Consider the following 17,560-nt stretch of genomic DNA (forward strand, 5'->3'; position numbering starts at 1 on the left):
GGGCCCGCGAACACTGCTAGCGTTCAGGCGGTCACGCTTGGTCCAGACTGGGGAGAGAACACCACAATGTTGCGTCCGTTGATCACTGCGACCGCCGCCGTCGCGCTTCTGGCCGGTTGCAGCGCCAATGACGATAAGGCATCCGATTCCGGCGCCGGCGACGGCGGCCAGCCGAGCGCGTCGCCCTCCACCACGCCCGACATGGCGTCGTTCGATCCGCCCAAGGCGTTCTCTCCCGTCGCCGCGATCCCCGAGCCACGGACGCAGGGGACCAGCATCCACTCGGTCACAGCCGGCATGGTCGGGCAAACCGCGTTGTACGCGGGGGTGGACGGCATCACCGGTCGCAACGTCGCAGGTCTCAACTCGTGGCAGGTGATGTCCAAGGAGGACACCACAACCACGACCTCGGACTCCAGCAAGCCGATTGCCGTGCAACTCAACGGCAAGGAGGTCATCGGCGTCGCCTACGTCCAGCGGGTCCAGGGCAGCGGAACGCAGAAAGCCCACGGCCAGGTCCTCTTCCAGTGGATCGATCCGGCCGACGGCAAGGTCCTCGCATCGGTTCCGGTCGACCTCAGTCCCACTCTCGGCCCCGACAACGGCGGCGAGGACGTCATCAGCCAGGCGTACGACACCGCAACCGGACAGATTGCGGTCAGCGTCACGCCCGGTTCGTCCGCCGCCGCCAAGAAGGCGGGCACCTTCACCGTCTTCGCCGATCCCACGACGAAGAAATCCTCAGTGACCCCGGTCTTCGAGGTAGCCGGCGTACTCAACGGCAGGATGGTTGGCGCCACCGGCGAAGGACCGGCTGGGTCGATGGTGATCAGCATCGCCACCGCCGACGCCTCGACAGGGAAGATCATCAAGAAGTCGCCGGTCAAGGTGACCCACCTCAGCCCGGCCGGCTCCGGCGGGAAGCACGCGTTCTTGTCCGGTTCGATCTATGTCCCGGAGTCGGCACGCGGCAAGCTGGACGGCCACAAGTCGTCGAGTCTGTACTCCGTCGACATCGCCAGCGGTGCCTTCACCACGCTGACGTCGACGCTGAAGGACGAGAGCCGCGAGGTCGACTACGAATGTCGGGGTGATCAGAAGAACACCGTCGTCTGCAACGGCATCCGCGCTTTGGAGCCGGTCGAGATCATCGGCTTCGACGACACCACCGGAAAGAAGGTGTGGGGCTACACGAACGAGGCCGCGAGCCGCGTCGTCCCCGACGTGACCGCTGTCTTCCACGGGGTGGTGTACGCCCAGGCGGAGAAGCAAGCTGTCCTGATGGACGCCGTCAGCGGCCAGGACATCCCGACGCCCACTCCAGCCCCGGGCGAGGGCGAGACCCCCGATAGCACACCGTCCGACGGCAGCACCCCGACCGAGAGCAGCACGCCGGAGGCGGCGCAATCGTCGCCGGGCGACATCGGCGGGTGGGGCGATACCTCCTTGCTGTACGGCCAGCCCAAGTCGCCGACCGCAGTCTCGACCTACGGAAGCGCATACCTCCTCGAACCGAACAGCAAGGCACCGGCGTCTACCCAGGCGATCCTGGTTGTCCAGAAGGCTGTCGGCTGATCGTCCGCGCCCCACGAGAGCCTCGGTCTTCCGGCCGGGGCTCTCGGCTGTCGCCGTACTCAGATGTCGGTGCGGTGGAAGTTCTGGTAGGAGCGGGACGGGGTGGGGCCGCGTTGGCCCTGGTAGCGGGAGCCGTACTTCTCCGAGCCGTACGGGTGGTCGGCCGGTGAGGACAGACGGAAGAAGCAGAGCTGGCCGATCTTCATACCGGGCCACAGCTTGATCGGCAGTGTCGCCACGTTGGACAGCTCGAGCGTCACGTGCCCGGAGAACCCGGGGTCGATGAACCCGGCAGTGGAGTGGGTGAGCAGACCGAGCCGGCCCAGCGAGGACTTGCCCTCCAGCCGCGCCGCCACGTCGTCGGGCAGCGTGACCAGTTCGTACGTCGATCCCAGCACGAACTCACCGGGATGCAGGATGAACGGCTCGTCGCCGTCCGGTTCGACCATCCGGGTCAGGTCGGGCTGCTCCTCGGCCGGGTCGATGTGCGGATACTTGTGGTTCTCGAACACCCGGAAGAACCGATCCAGCCGTACGTCGACACTCGACGGCTGCACCATCGCAGTATCGAACGGCTCCAGCAGGACCCGCTTCGCCTCGAGCTCGGCCAGGATGTCACGGTCGGAGAGCAGCACGCTCGCACGTTAGCCCCCATCCCCAGATTCTGCCAGCCGGCTGACCGGCGGTCAGGAGGCCTTGGGCGCCGCTCGATCGGTGAACACGTCTTCGCGCCGGCGGGGAGCCGGCCTTCGGTGGGCGCGCGAGGCGCGAGGCGGCCTTCGGCGCCGCCTGACGCGTGAGAAGAGGCGCGCTCACGCGCCCCACCGTGGGCCGGCGTGATCACGCGATGGTCCGGACCGCGCCGCGGCCTCCTTCGGCCGCGCAGCGCCCGAGACACGCGACCGGATCGGGATCTGGTCGGGTCGGCCAGATGCAGCAGCAGCGCGTCATCGCCGCGGCCGCGGCTCGCGGACCAGGTCGGGCGCGGTGGTGGACCGCGGCGCGTGGCCGTGCTGCCTGGCGCGACGTGGCGCGCGGCGCGTGGACCGTGCTGCCTGACGCCTGACGCCTGACGCCTGGCGCGTGGGCGGTGGCGCGTGGGCGGGTGGCGAGTGGCGCGAGGCGGCCTTCGGCGCCGCCTGACGCGTGACAAGTGGCGCGCTCACGCGCCCCACCGTGGGTCAGGGTGATCACGCGATGGTCCGGACCGCGCCGCGGCCCTCAGCAGCGGCTGTTCCTTCGGCCGCGCAGCGCCTGAGACACGCGACCGGATCGGGATCTGGTCGGGTCGGCCAGATGCAGCAGCGTGTCATCGCCGCGGCGGCGGCTCGCGGGACCAGGTCGGCATGGTGGTGGACAGCGGCGCGTGGCCGTGCTGCCTGGCGCGTGACGTGGCGCGTGGACCGTGCTGCCTGACGCGCGAGGCGCGAGGCGCGAGGCGCGAGGCGCGAGGCGCGAGGCGCGAGGCGCGAGGCGCGAGGCGCGAGGCGCGAGGCGCGAGGCGCGAGGCGCGAGGCGCGAGGCGCGAGGCGCGTCGATGATGACGACGGGTTCTTCGTGGGCGATGGGCGACACGCCGTCCAAGACCGTGATTTCGGGGTTCGACCAGGCCCGGCCGCCGCTCCCCCTGGGCGGCTCGGGCGTGGGTTGGCTGACTCTGGGCGGCCGGGGGTCGTCCCGGTGCCCGGGGGCGGTCGTCCGGAGCCCTCAGCTCCCCGGCGTGACCACGCCTCCGGGCTTCCCCGAGTTGTCCCGCGTCCGGCCGTCGTACCCCTGACGTCCGCCGGCACCGTTGCGGCGTACCGGCGACCTCGGGGCCTCAGGCAACGAACTGCCTCAGCCGGCCAGCTTGTTGAACTTCGACACCTGGCTGGCGAAGGTCTTCACCTGTGCCGGCGACCAGTCCTTGAGCAGGTCCTCGATCACCTTGTGCCGCTTCTTCCGGGCCGCCGCGAGCTTGCGCTTGCCCGCCGCGGTCAGCGTCAGCAGCGTCGCCCGCGCGTCCGACTTGTCGGCCGCACGCTTCAGCAGACCCTCCTCCTCCAGCCGCGCGCAGGCCCGGCTGACCGGACCCTTGTCCACCTCGAGAGCTGCCACCAGGTCGGCCATCCGGACCGGCGCCAGTTCCTCGACGTGGTTCAGCAACGCGTACTGCGCCGGCTCCAGATCCGGATGCGCCTCGTCGGACAGCGTCCGCTGCAGACCCCGCAGCCGCCGGCCCAACGTGACGAGCTCCTTCTCCAGGTTGTCCAGCACGTCACTCGTGTCTGTTGCCACCATTCACCCCTTCATCCAGTTGCCCCGCAACCATTTTGTCCGGTCCCGGCGAGGACCGCGTCCTCACGTTGCGTCGAATGTTGCCCCCGGCAACGCGTTCTAATCTGCCAGAAACTGCCGGACCTGCCCAGTCCTGGGCGCGCCCTTTGTGGAAAACTGCCCAGGAACCCTCCGCGCAAACCGCCCCACACCCCCTTTTCGATGCATCGGGCATCGGTTTTCACTTCCCCCGACCCCACCAGCACCCACCAACGGCCCCCACCGACCGATCCGGCCCCCACCTGCGGCCCTCCCAACAACGCAACCGGCGGCCCGAACGGCCCCTCCCGACCAACAGCCACCTGCCCGCGCGGACTCCTCCGACAACCATCAGCCCCGCGTCCGACGGACCCTCGCCGACAACGCCCTGGTCGCCGCACGACAGGCACACCGAGCTCGGTCGAGTAGTTGACGGTGTGGTCGCCGTACGGCGGGCATACCAAGCACGGTCGAGTAGTCGAGGGGGTGGCCGCCGTACGGCGGACAGGTCAGAGGTGGTCGAAACAGTTGAGAGGCGTTGTCGCCGTGCGAGCGCGACGCCTGGCGTCGATGCGGCAGGAGGATTGGCGCCGGACCGGCGGCGCGGAGTGCGTCGATGCGGCAGAGGAGTGGCGCCGAACCGGCGTCCGGGGGGTGCGTCGCGGCGGACGCTGGTGTGTCGGCCGGGTCGACGGCACGGTCTGCCACTCGCCGGCCCGGTGCGGGCGACACGTCAGAGGTGGCCGAGGCAGTTGAGAGGGGTGGTCGTCGTACGGCGGGCAGGTCAGACGTGGCCGAGACAGTTGAGAGGCGCTGTCGCCGTGCGAGCGCGACGGCTGGCGACGATGCGGCAGGAGGATTGGCGCCGGACCGGCGGCCGGGGGTGCGTCGCGGCGGACGATGGTGTGCCGGCCGATCGACGGCACGGTCTGCCACTCGCCGGGCCGGTGCGGGCGACATGTCAGAGGTGGCCGAGGCAGTTGAGAGGGGTGGTCGTCGTACGGCGGGCAGGTCGGAGGTGGTCGAGGCAGTTGAGAGGCGTTGTCGCCGTGCGAGCGCGACGGCTGGCGCCGATGCGGCAGGAGGAGTGGCGCCGGACCGGCTGCGGGGGTGCGTCGCGGCCGGGGTGCGTCGCGGCGCGGGTGCATCGGCCGGATCGACGGCAAGGTATGTCACTCGCCGATCCGCCGCGGCGTGCGGACGCGTGGATCGGGCGGATTGACGCCACGGTTTGTCACTCGCCGGCCTGCCGGGGCGCGTGGACCCTGCGTGGATCGGGGTCCACCTATCCGCTATGCTCGTCTGCGCCTGCTGGTCCAACCGCCAGGCATGCGGGTGTAGTTCAATGGCAGAACATCAGCTTCCCAAGCTGACAGTGCGGGTTCGATTCCCGTCACCCGCTCCAGCGAACCCCAGGTCAGAGGCAAGTCCGACCTGGGGTTTCGTCATCTCAGGGATCCGACCGTTACGCGCCCGATGCGACCGGCAGCGCGCCGTCTCCGTCACCTCACGCTGGCCGTCCTGGTGGCGGGCGAGGGGTCGGCGATACGCTGCGGGATGCCCGAGCTGGTGTCGAAGCGTGCACAGATCGCACGCATCCGACGTACGGCCGTGCGGGCGCTTGCGGACTACCCAATCGACGATCCACGCCTGTCATTCATCGCGCACGGCGAAAACACGACGTTTCGGGTTGACTCCAGCGACGGCCGATTCCTGATGCGCGTACACCGGCCGAACCGGCACGGCCGCGGAGTCGACTCCAGGGTCGCGGTCGGATCGGAGCTGACCTGGCTGGCCGCCTTGCAGGCAGACACGGATCTGAGCGTGCCGACACCGATCCGGACCCGCAGTGGACAGTGGACCACCGTCGCCGACGGCCGGGTCTGCTCTGTCCTCGGCTGGCAGAGCGGACGAATGCAGGCCGCCAATCCACGATCGGTGCACTTCCGCCGACTGGGTGGCGTCCTCGCCCGTTTGCACGATCACGCTTCGGCGTGGACTCCGCCGTCCGGGTTCGTCCGCATGCGGTGGGACTGGGAGACCTTCTTCGGCGACACGATGGAGTACGGCGGCGTGTCCGCGGCCGGGTGCTGGGACCTGCTGCCGGCGCCGGTCCGCGTGCAGTTCGACGAGGTCGCGCGCCGGATGCGTTCTGTCATGGCGGGTCTCGGATCGAAGCCGGACGCCTTCGGCCTGATCCATGCCGACCTGCATCTGGAGAACGCTCTGTTCGACGGTGATGCGGTGCGGCTGATCGACTTCGACGACTGCGGATTCGGTTACTGGCTCTACGACATCGCGGTACCACTGTGGGAGTACCGCGGCCGGGACGACTACACCGCGATCCGTACGGCGCTTCTCGACGGCTACGGTGAACGCCGCGAGCCGCCCGATCCAACTCACCTGGACGACTTCATCGCCACTCGGGAGGTGGCCTTCGGCCTGTGGTTCGCCGGGATGGCTCAGGTCAATCCAGCGTTCGCGGCCGACCTGGACAAGGTGATGGACGCCATCCAACGGTCGCTTGATCGAGTGCTGTGATGTGGATGTCCTCGTACGCCGCGGGCCGGCCCGGGCTATTCAGTGAGCAGGGCGTCGCGTAGCGCCTTGACGGCAGCGGTCGGCACATAGTCTTCGGGGACACCTTCGACCAGGATGATGTCGCCCTCGATGTGTCGCGCGCGCAGCGGCGCGACCTCCTGGTATCCGGGTGAGTCCCACCAGGCCCGCGCCTCGGCGGTCCCGGGGAAGCCGATCATCACCACGGACCCAGGCCAGTTGCCCTCCATCACCTCGTGCTGTCTGGCGTGGACGAGGTAGCGGCCGCCGTACGGCTCAAAGGTCGCGGGGAGGCGCTCGATGTACTCGGCGATCTCCGGGTGCGGGGCGGCGTCCTGCAGGTGAGCGATGACGTAGGCGGTCATGACGTCCTTTCGTTCGGTCGGCCTCGGTACGCCGATCGTCGCACCCCTGGCGCACCGAGGACGATGACCTCAGAGGTAAAGGGCTCTGCCCGCGCATCGCTCACCTGACGAACCGGCCCTGGGGTTGAGGCGCCTCGATCAAACGGTTGACCAAGGCAAAGGTCAGGCGACCCGTGCGTTGCTCGGCTTCTCGATGGTGCCTGTTCTGAGCAGTACGCTGACCAGCCGGGTGACGAGCGGGTTGGCCAGGAGCAGTAGCGCGGCAACGCAGGCCGCGCCGAGGGCGGCACCGGCCGCGACGTCATGCGGGTAGTGCACCCCGGCCGCGACGCGGGCCAACGCGTCTCCGGCTGCCAACGGCAGGGCGATCACAGCCAGCCGCGGCCACAGCAGTGCGATACCGACGCCCAGCCCGGCCGCGAGGGTGGCGTGATTGCTGGGGAAGGACCAGTCACCCATCGCGGGACAGTGCGCGATCACCGAGACACCGGAGACGACTCGGCAGGGGCGTTCCTCGTCGACCACCAACTTCAGGGCCTCACTCACTCCATACGCGACCACAGTCCCGAAACCGGTCAGCAGTACGCCGGCCAGCGCCCGCGCATCCCGCTGCCGCAGCGCCGCCCAGACGAGCAGCAAGCCCAGCACGATCAGTAGACCGTCGCCCGCGAGGTCAACCAGCGAGCCCACCCAGGACGGCGCGCCGGCCACCACCTCGTTCACCTCGCGGAACACGGTGACCGATTCGCCGCCGGTCACGCGCACCGGCTCGGGCGTGCCCAGCCCACCGGGATAGAGAAGTAGGACGGCGACCGCTCCCGCGATCAGTACGCCGATCGACGCCAGGACTCGACGGATTCCGTCGTACCTCGAGATCATGGTCCCGAAACTACGAGCAACGACCAAGCACCACAGTGAGCAAAAGTCTTGCCTGACCCCTGACGATCGTCAGGTCCTACTGCCGACAGATATAAGGCCCGATCATCAGATCGAGTTGCTCGGTCAGGAACTCGGTCAACGAGCCCCAACCGTTCACCGCCCAGGCCTGATGCGCACCGTTGAGACAGACGAGGGTGTGACGGGCGAGGGCCGGCACGTCGACGTCCGGCCGTAACTCGCCGGCCTCCTGGGCGGCTCGATACAGACGCGCGCAGCTGTCCACGACAGCCACGGAGTACGCCTGCGCGTGCTGACGGAGCTCCGGATCCGCGACGTCGAGTTGACCGAAGCCGAGACCGGTGCTGAGTTCTTGCACACACGCCGACAGCGCGAAGTCCCGCAGGGTCGCGAGCGGTGAGGTGTTCCTCGCCTCGGCCTCCTCGACCGCGCGGACCACCATCAGCGGCGCTCGTGCGGCGCACGCGAGCAGCAGCCCGCGCTTGGACCCGAACCTCTGCATCAGCGTCGGCGGCGCCAGTCCGATCTGCCGGCCGACGGCGGCCAGGGTCAGCTTCACCGGGCCCAGCTCGGCCAGAACCTGGCGGGTCGCGTCCAGGATCAGGTCGTCGCCGACCAGCCTCGGGCGCGCCATCGCCAACCCTCCGGATTTGTGAATCCCCATTCGTTAATTCATGAAACAGTAACAGATTCTTGTTGGGTCAGTTATCCAGGGCAACGGGTGAACTACGGGGAGCGATCTGGCCTCGGTGGTGAGCCCGTGCCCGGTCCACCCGCCGCGGCCGGGCTCGTCGTACCAACGGGAGCCTCTTCATGCGTTTCGCCCGCACCGCCCTGGGCCTGTTGCTGAGCCTGGCCGGCCTGGTGGTCACCGTCGCCGGAGCGGTCGCCGCCTTCTGGCTGGTCGGCCCGGACAACACGATCTCGACCGGCAGCCGGCAGTTCAGCAGCCCGGGTCTGGCCGTCATCACCGCGCCCGACCTGCTCGACCGGCACGGCCCGACCCTGCACGTCACCGCGACCGGTGACAGACCGGTGTTCGTCGGCGTCGCGCAGGACTTGGACGTCGCCGACTACCTGGCCGGCACCGCGCACACCCGGCTGATCCGCTTCGATCCGCCTGCCGCGTTCGGCACGCAGGAAATGCGCGGCCGCAACGCCAAGCTGACGCCGCCCGGCGAGCTCGACTGGTGGGTCGCGCAGGCGAGCGGGTCCGGTACGCAGTCCGTCGCCTGGCCGATCCAGGACGGCCGGTACGACGTGGTCGTGATGAACGCGGACGGGACACCGGCCGTGGGCGCCGACGTGCGGTTCGGGGTGGAGATCCAGCGTGCGTTCGGGGTCTGCCTGCTGGTGCTGGGCGCCGGCGTCCTGGTGCTCACTTTGGGCCTCCTGCTGACCTTCCGCCCCCGCTCCGCGACCGCCCTGGCGCCGGCCTTCACCCCCGCCCGGATCACCCCGCTCCCAGTCACCCCGAGCCCGACCATCCCGGCCCAAGCCCCAGCCGCCCCGGCCTCGACCTCGTCCTCGACCCCGGCCCCGGCCCCGGCCCCGGCCCCGGCCACAGTCGCACCCAGCTCCGCCCCGGCCAGCCCACACCGTGCCCCGGCACCCGTGCCCCTCACCCCGGCCCCGGTGGCCTCGGCCCAGGCGGCACCGGCTGCACCGGGTGCACAGGCTGAGGTCTATCAGGCCCCGATCATTCGGCCGGCGGAGCAGAGGGAGTCGATCACCACGGCGCCGATGCTGATGTCGCCGGTCGCCGTGGCGAAGGCGAAGTCCCCGGCGTTCCTGATCGCGGTCGGCGCGGTCCGGGACGACGAGCAGGACCCCGGGTACGACGACGCGCCGTACGCCAAGGACGCGTCCGGCCAGGAAGACCGGCACGACCGGGCGAACCTTTCGGACCGGGCGGACCGGGAGGACGCCCGGGAGGATCTGAGAGACCGGGAGGACCGGGAGGACCGGGACGTCCGGGCGAGCCTGGCGGACCGGGACGACATGAAAGACCGGGAGGACCCGGGGAACCGGGACGCCCGGGAGTACCGGGAGTGGCGGGACGCCCGGGAGGACCGGGAGGAGCGGGACGCCCAGGATGAGCGGGAGTACCGGGAGTGGCGGGACGCCCGGGAGGAGCTGGAGGGGGATGAGGAGCCGGCGATTGTGAGTCTGGAGGAGTCGCCGGAGTTCGAACGTAGTGACGAGGCGGTGCGGAAGACCGCGGCGCTGCTGGCCAGCGGCGCTTTGTTGCTCACGACAACGAGTTGCGGTCTGCTGCCGGCCAAGAACAGCATGGCCGCGCCGGAGACCCGCCCGGCCGTCACGCTGGCCGACGCGCAGGCCGTCGTCCAGCGGTACAACCAGCTCAACAACAAGGCGAACCAGGCCCGCGACGCCAAGCTGGCCGAGACCATCGAGGCGAACCCGACGCTGGCCCAGACCCGGGCCGGTTTCCTGATCGGCCGCAAGCTCGACCCGGCCGGCAAGGAGACGACCAAGCCGTTCAGCTTCACCGACCCGCAGATCGGCGCCCCGGAGTTCGGCTCGTACCCGATGCGGTTCGTGGTCAGCTCCGGCGTCTCGGACGACCCGGGCAGCCGGCAGCTCGGCGTCTGGCAGCGGCAGAGCGCCGGCGCGCCGTGGCTGCTGACGCACTCGGTCTACCCGCTGAAGACGGTGAAGCTGCCGTCGATGGAGGGTCTGCGGACTCCGGCCAAGGCGGACCTGGACAAGCTCCACAGCCTGCCGGCGTCGGCCGCGACCAACCTGGCGGCGTACCTGTCCGAGGGCGCGAAGTCGGCGAAGGCCAAGCTGTTCGTCCCCTCGCCGGGTACGACGACGCTCCTCGACCGGCGGGCCAGGGCGAAGGTGGCGGACACCAAGCAGCCGTACATCTTGAGTGTCGCGGACACCTTCGAGCCGTCCGGCGAACCGCTCACCCTCATCACCTCGACCGGCGACGCGCTGGTGTTCCTGGCTGTGACCGAGCGGTACCTGCAGCGGGTCGAGCCCGGCTCGAACGCGTACTGGACCAGCGGCGAGGCGACCGCGTTCAGCAGCATGGTCAAGTACACCCAGACCCTGCACCAGGACTACCTCCACCAGGTCGCCCTGGTGATCCCAACCAAGGCGACCGGCGGCGGCATCCGGATCCTGTCGATCGACGGCCGGCTGGTGGGAGCGGGCGGCTCGTGACGGTGGGCGCGGCGCAGGCTCAGAAAACCTGCGTCAGCAGGTTGTAAGCGGTTGCCGAAGGATAGTTCCGGCTGATTGACTCCCCGGGTGAGGTTTTTCCCATCCGTCCGGGAGTATCAGTGCACATCAGCCGCCGCCGCTTGCTGTCGTTCGTACCCGCCACCGCCCTGCTGACCGCGGTCAACCCGGCCCCGGCCGCCCGCGCCGCCGGATCTCAGGCCACCATGACTGCCGTGGACGCCGACGCGAGCCAGTTGCTCACCAACGCGGTCGGGATCTACGCCGGTACGTCGGCGTCCAACGCCCGACCGGAGGTCGCCGCCAAGCTCGCCGCGATCGACTCGACCGCCCGCACCTGGCTCGGTGCGATGGACCGGGCCGGATCCGGTGAACTCTTCGCCGGCCTTCCCCTCGGCACCAGCGACGCCAACCTCAACGCGTCGTACCAGCACCTGTACGAGATCGCGCTCGCGACGAAGCGCCCCGGCCCGGCATCCAACCTGCAGGGCAACGAGCAGGTCCGCGCCCGGGTCGCCGAGAAGCTGGTCTGGCTGCACCAGAACTACTACGGCGACCAGTCGAAGGGGTACTACGGCAACTGGTTCAACTGGGAGATCGGCATCTCCACCCACGTGTCGAAGACACTCGCCCTCCTCGACGCCCCCGCCGACGTGATCGCGCTGTACGTCCCCTCGATGGACGCGTACCTGCGCAACGGCAAGAACGGCGACGTCGATCTCGACTCGCGCTTCCACACCGGCGCCAACCTCGTCGACATCACCGCGAACCGCATCCTCCAGGGCGCGCTGATGGGTGACGACGCGCGGATCCGCAAGGCGCTGCAGGACCAGTTCACCGTGTTCGCGACGATCGACCCGTACAACCTGCGGCACGGTGTCACCGACGGGTACTACGCCGACGGCTCGTTCATCCAACACTCGTCCGTCGCCTACACCGGCTCCTACGGCAAGGGCCTGCTCAGCCGGGTCGTCCAGACCATCAAGGTGCTCGCCGGGACGCAGTACGCGCAGAGCGACGACCTGGTCGGCGTGGTGCAGGGCTGGGTCGAGGACGGGTTCGCGCCGCTGATCTTCGAGGGCTGGATGATGGAGATCGTCAAGGGTCGCGCGGTGTCCCGGACCACCACCGGGTACGCCGACGTGGCGGTCGTGGTGGAGGCGATCGTCGACCTCGCCGACTACGCGACCGGCGAGGACGCGGCCCGGCTCAAGTCGTTCGTGAAGTTCACCGCCCGGCCGACGATCAACCCGAACAGCTTCGTCTCCCCGGTCAGCATCGCCCGGTTCGCCGACCTCCAGGCCGATCCCGCGATCGTGCCGGCCGACCTCAACCCGACCGCGAGCACCACGGCGTTCAACGCGATGGATCGGCACGTGCACCGCCGGCCCGGGTACGCGTTCGCGTTGTCGCGGAACTCGGACCGGATCAGCAAGTACGAGTACATGAGCGGCGAGAACCTGATGCCCTGGTTCCAGGGCGACGGCGCGCATTACCTCTACCTGTCGGGTCAGGACCAGACCCAGGCTTTCGGCATCGACTACTTCACCGCCGTCTCGCCGTACGCGCTGGCCGGTGTGACCGCGCCGGTCGAGACCCGCAAGACGATCCCGGAGCTCTACGCGACGCCGTACTACGACAACCCGACGCACCCGCTGAACTTCACCCCGTCGTCGGAGTCGCAGAACACCTACGTCTACTTCCCGACCGGGACGAACGCGCACTCCGGCGGGGCGACGCTCGGGGCGTACGGCACGTCCGGTTGGGTCCAGTCGAGCGACTTCGCGTACGCGTCCCGCGACATCCTGCCCGACGACTTCGTGGTGTACCGCAACGCGGAGGCGACCAAGTCGTGGTTCATGCTCGACGACGAGATCGTCGTACTGGCCGCCGGCGTCGGTGACGACACCCGCGAGGTGACGACCACCATCGACACCCGGATCGCCGCTCCTGGTGACGCTGTCGCGATCACCGGCGTACGGCGGGACGGCCGGGAGTGGAGCGGGACGGGTACAACGGATCCGCGGTGGCTGCGGTACGCGAGCGGCGGGATGTCGCTCGGGTACTACTTCCTCCAGCCGAGTCAGGTATCGGTGGGGTTGCAGCAGGTGACGCGAAGCCGGCGGGTGGTCCGGACCTCGAACCCGGACACGGCAGTGACCAAGCAGGTCTTCGGGCTGACCGTCACGCAGCCGGCCGGGTCGAAGCGGGCCCTCGCCTACGCATTGGTGCCCAATGCAACGGAATCGGCCTTGCGCTCGTACCAGCACGGCCGGCTGGCAGTGTTGTCGAACACTCCCCGGTTGCAGGCGGTCCAGCACCTCGGGCTCGGCTTGACCGGCGCCAACAGCTTCGGACCCGGCCGCCACAACCTGCCGGGACTCACTATCGACGGGCCGGCGTCGGTGCTGTTGCAGCGGCACCAGGACCGCACGATCACCGTCGCCGCGTCCGAACCGACCACGGCCCGCGACACGATCACGGTGAACCTCTGGGCGCAGTACCTGCGACCTGCCTCCGCGGATCCCGGCGTACAGGTGGTGCGGACAGTGACCGGGACGCGGCTGACGTTCACCACTCACCACACGTACGGGCGGAGCCTGACGGTCAGGCTTCTTCCAGTTTCGTGATCAGGGTCCGCATGGTCGCGAGCGTCGTACGGAGCTCATCGAGGTCGACGGCGGCGCTCAGCTTGTCGGCCCACGGGTGCTGGGCGACCGAGATCTGCCGGATCGCCCAGTAGCCGGCCTCGGTACAGGCGAGGAGTTTGGCGCGACGATGGGCCGGGTTCGGCCGGTACTCGGCCAGGCCGCGCTCGACCAGCAGGTCGGCGATGCGCTGCACGGCCTGCCGGCTGACGCCCATGACCCGGCCGACGTCTGCGACCGACCGCGGCTCGTCCAGGACGCCGCCGAGGACCTGCCACCACGCGGCGGTCATCCCGCCGTGGGCGGCCAGATCCTGAGCGGCCTCCATCAGCCGGGCATTCAGCCGGAAGGTGGCGAGGATGACGTCCGTCAACAACGCACCACCCTCCGACTGCGGAGCCGGCGTCGGCCAGTCCTCGCGCGGCGGAACGGTCATCAGCCGACGAGCGCCGGGTAGGCCGACGGGTCGGCGCGGTGGAACACGCCCTCGTACGCGTCCAGCTTCTCCTCCGACGCGAGACCGAGGCGCTGCAGCACAGCCCGCGCGAACTGCACCGGCGAGTCCGGCCCCGCGGTGATCAGATCGCCGTCCACCACGGCTCGCTCGTCCACGTAGTTGTCGCCGCCCCGGTAGCCGGTGGCCAGCAGGTACTCCTTCACCGCACTCGTGTGCTTGCGGTCGTCGAGCAGACCTGCCCGAGCCAGCCCGGCCGTCGCGCCACAGATCGCCGCGACCGGTACGCCGGCCTCGAGGAACCGCTGCGCCAGCTTCACGAACGCGTCTCCCCCACCCTCGTCCCACAACGCCGACCCGGCCAGCACCAGCAGATCCCCGTCCTCGGGCTCGACCTCCGCCAGCACTACGTCCGGCACGATCCGCAACCCGCCCATGGTCGTCACCGGCTCAGCCGTCTCGCCCACCGACACGATCCTCCACTGCTCGCCGGTGAACCGCCCGGTCCGCAACTCCACCAGAAGATGCCCGATCTCCCAGTCCGCCCACGTCTCGTACACACCCACATAAGCCGTCTTCATGACAACATCCTGTCATCACGACAACATGTTGTCAATAGGTTCATACAGGTACGTCGACCGGGAGTCCTGCGGATCGGGCCGCGTCGGCGAGGCGCTTGTCGTAGGTGACGAACGAGGTGAGCTGTGGGCGAATACGCAGGGCGGTCGCCAGATGAATCGCATCGAGGCTGCGAACGGTGGCCGGCCTGACGGTCTGCGCCAGGATGCGGATGCCGGCATCCAGTTCCACCAGGTCGATCAGGTCGAGAACGGGATGGAGTCGGACGACGGCGTCGGGGGCATACCGGGCCAGCGCCCGGGACGACTCGATCTCCGCGAGGACCGAACTCGTCCAGCCTGTCTCCGCTCGCACGTCGAGCCAGTCGCGCAACGCTTGTGACTCTGATTCGGCGTGCGCGAGCTTCACGATTGCCGCCGAGTCCAGATAGATCATCAGCGCTCGCGCTCTCGCGCCCGGGAGATCTCCGCGGCGACGTCGACGCCATCGGGTTCACCGAGCGGCATCCGCAGCACCGCTCGACGCATCGCGGCCGCACGCTCGCTGCGCAGAGCCGTTTCGAGCACTGCCTGCCGGATCGCGGCCGAGCGTGAACTGCCGTCGCGCGTCAGGACCTCCAGCGCATGCTCTGTCTCCGCGTCGGTCCGGATCGTGATCGTGTCTGCCATGCCTTCAATGTAAGACATCGTGTCTTACAAGACCAGCGGGCACGATCGGGCGTTCCGGTGAGGTGGAGGAGGGAGAGGGCGGCGAGGGTGATGGCGGTGGCGGACAGCAAGAGGGCGTGGTTGGCGGGGAGGGTTGCCAGGAGGTTGGTGGAGGGGATGAGGGGGACCGTTTGCGCCAGGGTGAGGAGGGATCGGAGGCGGGTCAGGTGGGAGCGGGGTGTACTGCGGACGAAGAGCGGGGCCAGGTGGGAGGCGAAGAGGCCGACGCCGATGCCCTGGGCGAGTGCGGCGGCGGTGGCCGCCCACTGGGATGGTGAGAGGGCGAGGGTCATGATGCCTACGGACGCGATCAGGCAGCCGAAGGCGGCGGCTCGGGCGGGACGGTTGGATGTGCCGAGACGGGCGGTCAGGACGGTGACGAGGAGGCTGCCGGTGACGGTCGCTGCGACGATGAGGCCGGTCTGGGAGGCGGACCAGCCGTGGCTGCGGGCGAGCATCGGGATGCACAGCGACGTCACCGGTAGCACGAAGGCCGCGACCAGCGCGACGACCAGGAGGATGGTCCGCAGGACCGGATCCGACCAGGCCACGCGGATACCATCCACGGCTTCCCGTGCGAACGAATGCCGGTCGGGCTCGAGCCTCACGTCGTACGGCGGTCTGATCGCGAGCAGAACGAGGAACTGTACGGCGAACGTCAGCCCGTCGACCACGAGCGCACCGACCAGGCCGAGCGTGGCGACGAGTACGCCGCCGACCGGGCCGCCGGCGAGGCGGGCGACCTGGTTGGCCGACGTACCCAACGCCATCGCCTTCGACAGCTCCTTGTCCGGCACGAACAGCCGTGGCAACGCACCCGCGGCCGGGAGCGCGAACGCGTCGACCGTCCCGATGACGGCCGCAGTCAGGATCAACAGCCCGGCTGACGTACCGGCGATCGCAACAGCCGCCGCCAGGCCGAAGCAAGCAAGGCAGACAACAGACGAGCAGGCCAGGAGGATGCGGCGGGGGCCGCAGCGGTCGCCGAGGGCGCCGCCGAGTAAGAGGAGTACGGCGCGGGGCAGGGTGAACGCGGTCAGCACCAGCCCGGCGACGTGCGGGGCGATCCCGGTCGCCGCCCAGCCGAGCGCGAAGAACAGTGCGCTGTCGCCGAATGCCGAGAGTGTGGAGCCTGCCAGCCAGCCGTAGAAGCCGCGGTTCACCGGTCCAGGTGGACAGGCATCACCAGTGTGGTGAAGGTGCCTTGGTCGGCGGAGCGTACGACTACTGGCCGGTCGGGGGCGCAGATCTCGAGCAGTACGTCGGGGCCGACGCTCGCGTCCAGCGCCGCGGCCAGCAACGAGGCGGTGAATCCGATCCTGGTCGCCCCCGAACCGATGACGTCGAGCTTCACCTCGCCGTCGATTCGCAACTCCCCGGCATCGATGTCGAAGGCAACAACTTCGCGACCCTCCAGGGCCGAACGCAATGCGGTCCGATCCACCACCACCCGGCACAGCGGCGGGGTGAGTCCGTCCAGAATCACGTCGTACGCCGGGTACTCACCTGGGCTCACCGTGATCGGGCGCTCTTTCCCGTCCCGCACGATCGCCGCACCTTCGGGCCTGGTCTCGACCCGTACGACCTCACCGGCCGCGACCCACCGGGTCAGCAGGCTCAACTCAGCCGCCGGCACCAGCAGCCGCGCCGCCACCCCACTGAACTCGACCGGCTGCACAGTCCGCACGGCGAGCCGATACCGATCGGTCGCCACCAACGTCACCTCATCCGGCCCAAGCTCGATCAACACACACCCCAAGACCGCAAGCATCTCCTCGTCCGACTCTGGGGCGGGTGTGGCTGCGGCGGGGGTTACTTGGCGGAGGGCGCTGGCTAGTTCGGGGCCGCCGAGGGTGGCGGTGGTGTGGTGGGCCAGGAGGGTGGACAGGAGGTGGTCGGCGGCGGCTCGGGCGGCGGCGGTTTTGGCCTCGACAGTGCGGAGGTGGGCGCGGACGACGGCGGCCAGTTCGGTCGGGTCGGCGTCCAGGGCAGTGCGGACCTGAGGGAGTGGCAGGCCGATCTCGCGGAGGTCGCGCAGCAGCCGCGCCCGCGGCGCTTGGGCCGGACTGTAGTAGCGGTAGCCGTTGGTCTCGTCGACGGACGCCGGCGGGAGGACGCCGCAGTCGTCGTAGAAGCGCAGCGCACTCGGCGCCAACCCCACCAGCCGGGAGAACTCACTGATCGTCAACCTCATGCCAGCGACCCTCTCCCCTGCACCAACTCGAAGGTCAAACCGCACCTCTCCGGACGATCACTGCCACCACCCAG

At 69.4% G+C, this 17,560-nt stretch carries 16 protein-coding genes and 1 tRNA gene; 6 read left to right on the forward strand and 11 right to left on the reverse strand.

Annotated features, from left to right (window positions below; genetic code table 11):
- The first annotated feature begins 78 nt into the window (after nucleotides 1-78).
- Entirely contained in the window at nucleotides 79-1,575 is a 1,497-nt protein-coding gene (locus ACYVOK_RS05170) for a hypothetical protein (protein ID WP_460661067.1), read from the forward strand.
- A 59-nt stretch (nucleotides 1,576-1,634) separates the two neighbouring features.
- Here ACYVOK_RS05170 and dcd read toward each other — a convergent pair whose 3' ends face one another.
- Complete coding sequence (dcd, locus tag ACYVOK_RS05175) at nucleotides 1,635-2,210, reverse strand: dCTP deaminase (protein WP_460661068.1); 576 nt, start codon at nucleotides 2,208-2,210, stop codon at nucleotides 1,635-1,637.
- A gap of 296 nt (nucleotides 2,211-2,506) precedes the next feature.
- Here dcd and ACYVOK_RS05180 point away from each other — a divergent pair, with 296 nt between their 5' ends.
- Nucleotides 2,507-2,641, forward strand: coding sequence for a hypothetical protein (locus ACYVOK_RS05180; protein ID WP_460661069.1), 135 nt, complete (start codon nucleotides 2,507-2,509; stop codon nucleotides 2,639-2,641).
- A 770-nt stretch (nucleotides 2,642-3,411) separates the two neighbouring features.
- Here ACYVOK_RS05180 and ACYVOK_RS05185 read toward each other — a convergent pair.
- Complete coding sequence (locus ACYVOK_RS05185; RefSeq protein ID WP_460661070.1) at nucleotides 3,412-3,855, reverse strand: MarR family winged helix-turn-helix transcriptional regulator; 444 nt, start codon at nucleotides 3,853-3,855, stop codon at nucleotides 3,412-3,414.
- Between the two features lie 1,346 nt (nucleotides 3,856-5,201).
- Between ACYVOK_RS05185 and ACYVOK_RS05190 the strand changes: the two genes are divergently transcribed.
- Together ACYVOK_RS05190 and ACYVOK_RS05195 are read left to right on the forward strand one after the other, a co-directional pair.
- Nucleotides 5,202-5,275 (forward strand) — tRNA-Gly (locus ACYVOK_RS05190).
- A 152-nt stretch (nucleotides 5,276-5,427) separates the two neighbouring features.
- Nucleotides 5,428-6,411 carry a phosphotransferase enzyme family protein gene (locus ACYVOK_RS05195; protein ID WP_460661071.1) on the forward strand — a complete coding sequence of 328 codons (984 nt, stop codon included), beginning with the start codon at nucleotides 5,428-5,430 and terminating at the stop codon, nucleotides 6,409-6,411.
- A 35-nt stretch (nucleotides 6,412-6,446) separates the two neighbouring features.
- On the opposite strand, the gene ACYVOK_RS05200 is transcribed toward ACYVOK_RS05195, so the two are convergent.
- From ACYVOK_RS05200 to ACYVOK_RS05210, 3 genes are all read right to left on the reverse strand, one after another.
- Nucleotides 6,447-6,794, reverse strand: a complete 348-nt coding sequence (locus ACYVOK_RS05200; protein WP_460661072.1) for a DUF1330 domain-containing protein — start codon at nucleotides 6,792-6,794, stop codon at nucleotides 6,447-6,449.
- 162 nt (nucleotides 6,795-6,956) lie between these two features.
- Nucleotides 6,957-7,673 carry a phosphatase PAP2 family protein gene (locus ACYVOK_RS05205; RefSeq protein ID WP_460661073.1) on the reverse strand — a complete coding sequence of 239 codons (717 nt, stop codon included), beginning with the start codon at nucleotides 7,671-7,673 and terminating at the stop codon, nucleotides 6,957-6,959.
- A gap of 76 nt (nucleotides 7,674-7,749) precedes the next feature.
- A complete protein-coding gene (locus tag ACYVOK_RS05210) occupies nucleotides 7,750-8,325 on the reverse strand; it encodes a TetR/AcrR family transcriptional regulator (protein ID WP_460661074.1) in 576 nt (191 codons plus the stop codon).
- 179 nt (nucleotides 8,326-8,504) lie between these two features.
- Here ACYVOK_RS05210 and ACYVOK_RS05215 point away from each other — a divergent pair, with 179 nt between their 5' ends.
- On the forward strand, nucleotides 8,505-10,886 hold the full coding sequence (locus ACYVOK_RS05215; RefSeq protein WP_460661075.1) for a hypothetical protein: 2,382 nt from the start codon (nucleotides 8,505-8,507) through the stop codon (nucleotides 10,884-10,886).
- 119 nt (nucleotides 10,887-11,005) lie between these two features.
- On the forward strand, nucleotides 11,006-13,534 hold the full coding sequence (locus tag ACYVOK_RS05220) for a polysaccharide lyase family 8 super-sandwich domain-containing protein (RefSeq protein WP_460661076.1): 2,529 nt from the start codon (nucleotides 11,006-11,008) through the stop codon (nucleotides 13,532-13,534).
- On the opposite strand, the gene ACYVOK_RS05225 is transcribed toward ACYVOK_RS05220, so the two are convergent.
- Genes ACYVOK_RS05225 through ACYVOK_RS05250 form a run of 6 tightly spaced genes read right to left on the reverse strand, consistent with a single transcriptional unit; the run spans nucleotide 13,512 to nucleotide 17,486 of the window.
- Nucleotides 13,512-13,988, reverse strand: a complete 477-nt coding sequence (locus ACYVOK_RS05225) for a MarR family winged helix-turn-helix transcriptional regulator (protein WP_460661077.1) — start codon at nucleotides 13,986-13,988, stop codon at nucleotides 13,512-13,514. The genes ACYVOK_RS05220 and ACYVOK_RS05225 overlap by 23 nt on opposite strands.
- Complete coding sequence (locus ACYVOK_RS05230) at nucleotides 13,988-14,587, reverse strand: DJ-1/PfpI family protein (protein WP_460661078.1); 600 nt, start codon at nucleotides 14,585-14,587, stop codon at nucleotides 13,988-13,990. The genes ACYVOK_RS05225 and ACYVOK_RS05230 overlap by 1 nt, the downstream gene beginning before the upstream one ends.
- 40 nt (nucleotides 14,588-14,627) lie before the next feature.
- Entirely contained in the window at nucleotides 14,628-15,020 is a 393-nt protein-coding gene (locus ACYVOK_RS05235) for a type II toxin-antitoxin system VapC family toxin (protein WP_460661079.1), read from the reverse strand.
- On the reverse strand, nucleotides 15,020-15,253 hold the full coding sequence (locus ACYVOK_RS05240) for a hypothetical protein (protein ID WP_460661080.1): 234 nt from the start codon (nucleotides 15,251-15,253) through the stop codon (nucleotides 15,020-15,022). The genes ACYVOK_RS05235 and ACYVOK_RS05240 overlap by 1 nt, the downstream gene beginning before the upstream one ends.
- Nucleotides 15,193-16,455 carry an MFS transporter gene (locus ACYVOK_RS05245; protein WP_460661081.1) on the reverse strand — a complete coding sequence of 421 codons (1,263 nt, stop codon included), beginning with the start codon at nucleotides 16,453-16,455 and terminating at the stop codon, nucleotides 15,193-15,195. The genes ACYVOK_RS05240 and ACYVOK_RS05245 overlap by 61 nt, the downstream gene beginning before the upstream one ends.
- The gene (locus ACYVOK_RS05250; RefSeq protein ID WP_460661082.1) at nucleotides 16,452-17,486 is read right to left on the reverse strand and encodes a DNA polymerase III subunit beta family protein; all 1,035 of its coding nucleotides are present in this window, start codon (nucleotides 17,484-17,486) and stop codon (nucleotides 16,452-16,454) included. Before ACYVOK_RS05250 ends, ACYVOK_RS05245 begins: the two co-directional genes overlap by 4 nt.
- Between the last annotated feature and the right edge of the window lie 74 nt (nucleotides 17,487-17,560).

The organism is Kribbella swartbergensis (assembly GCF_054784135.1).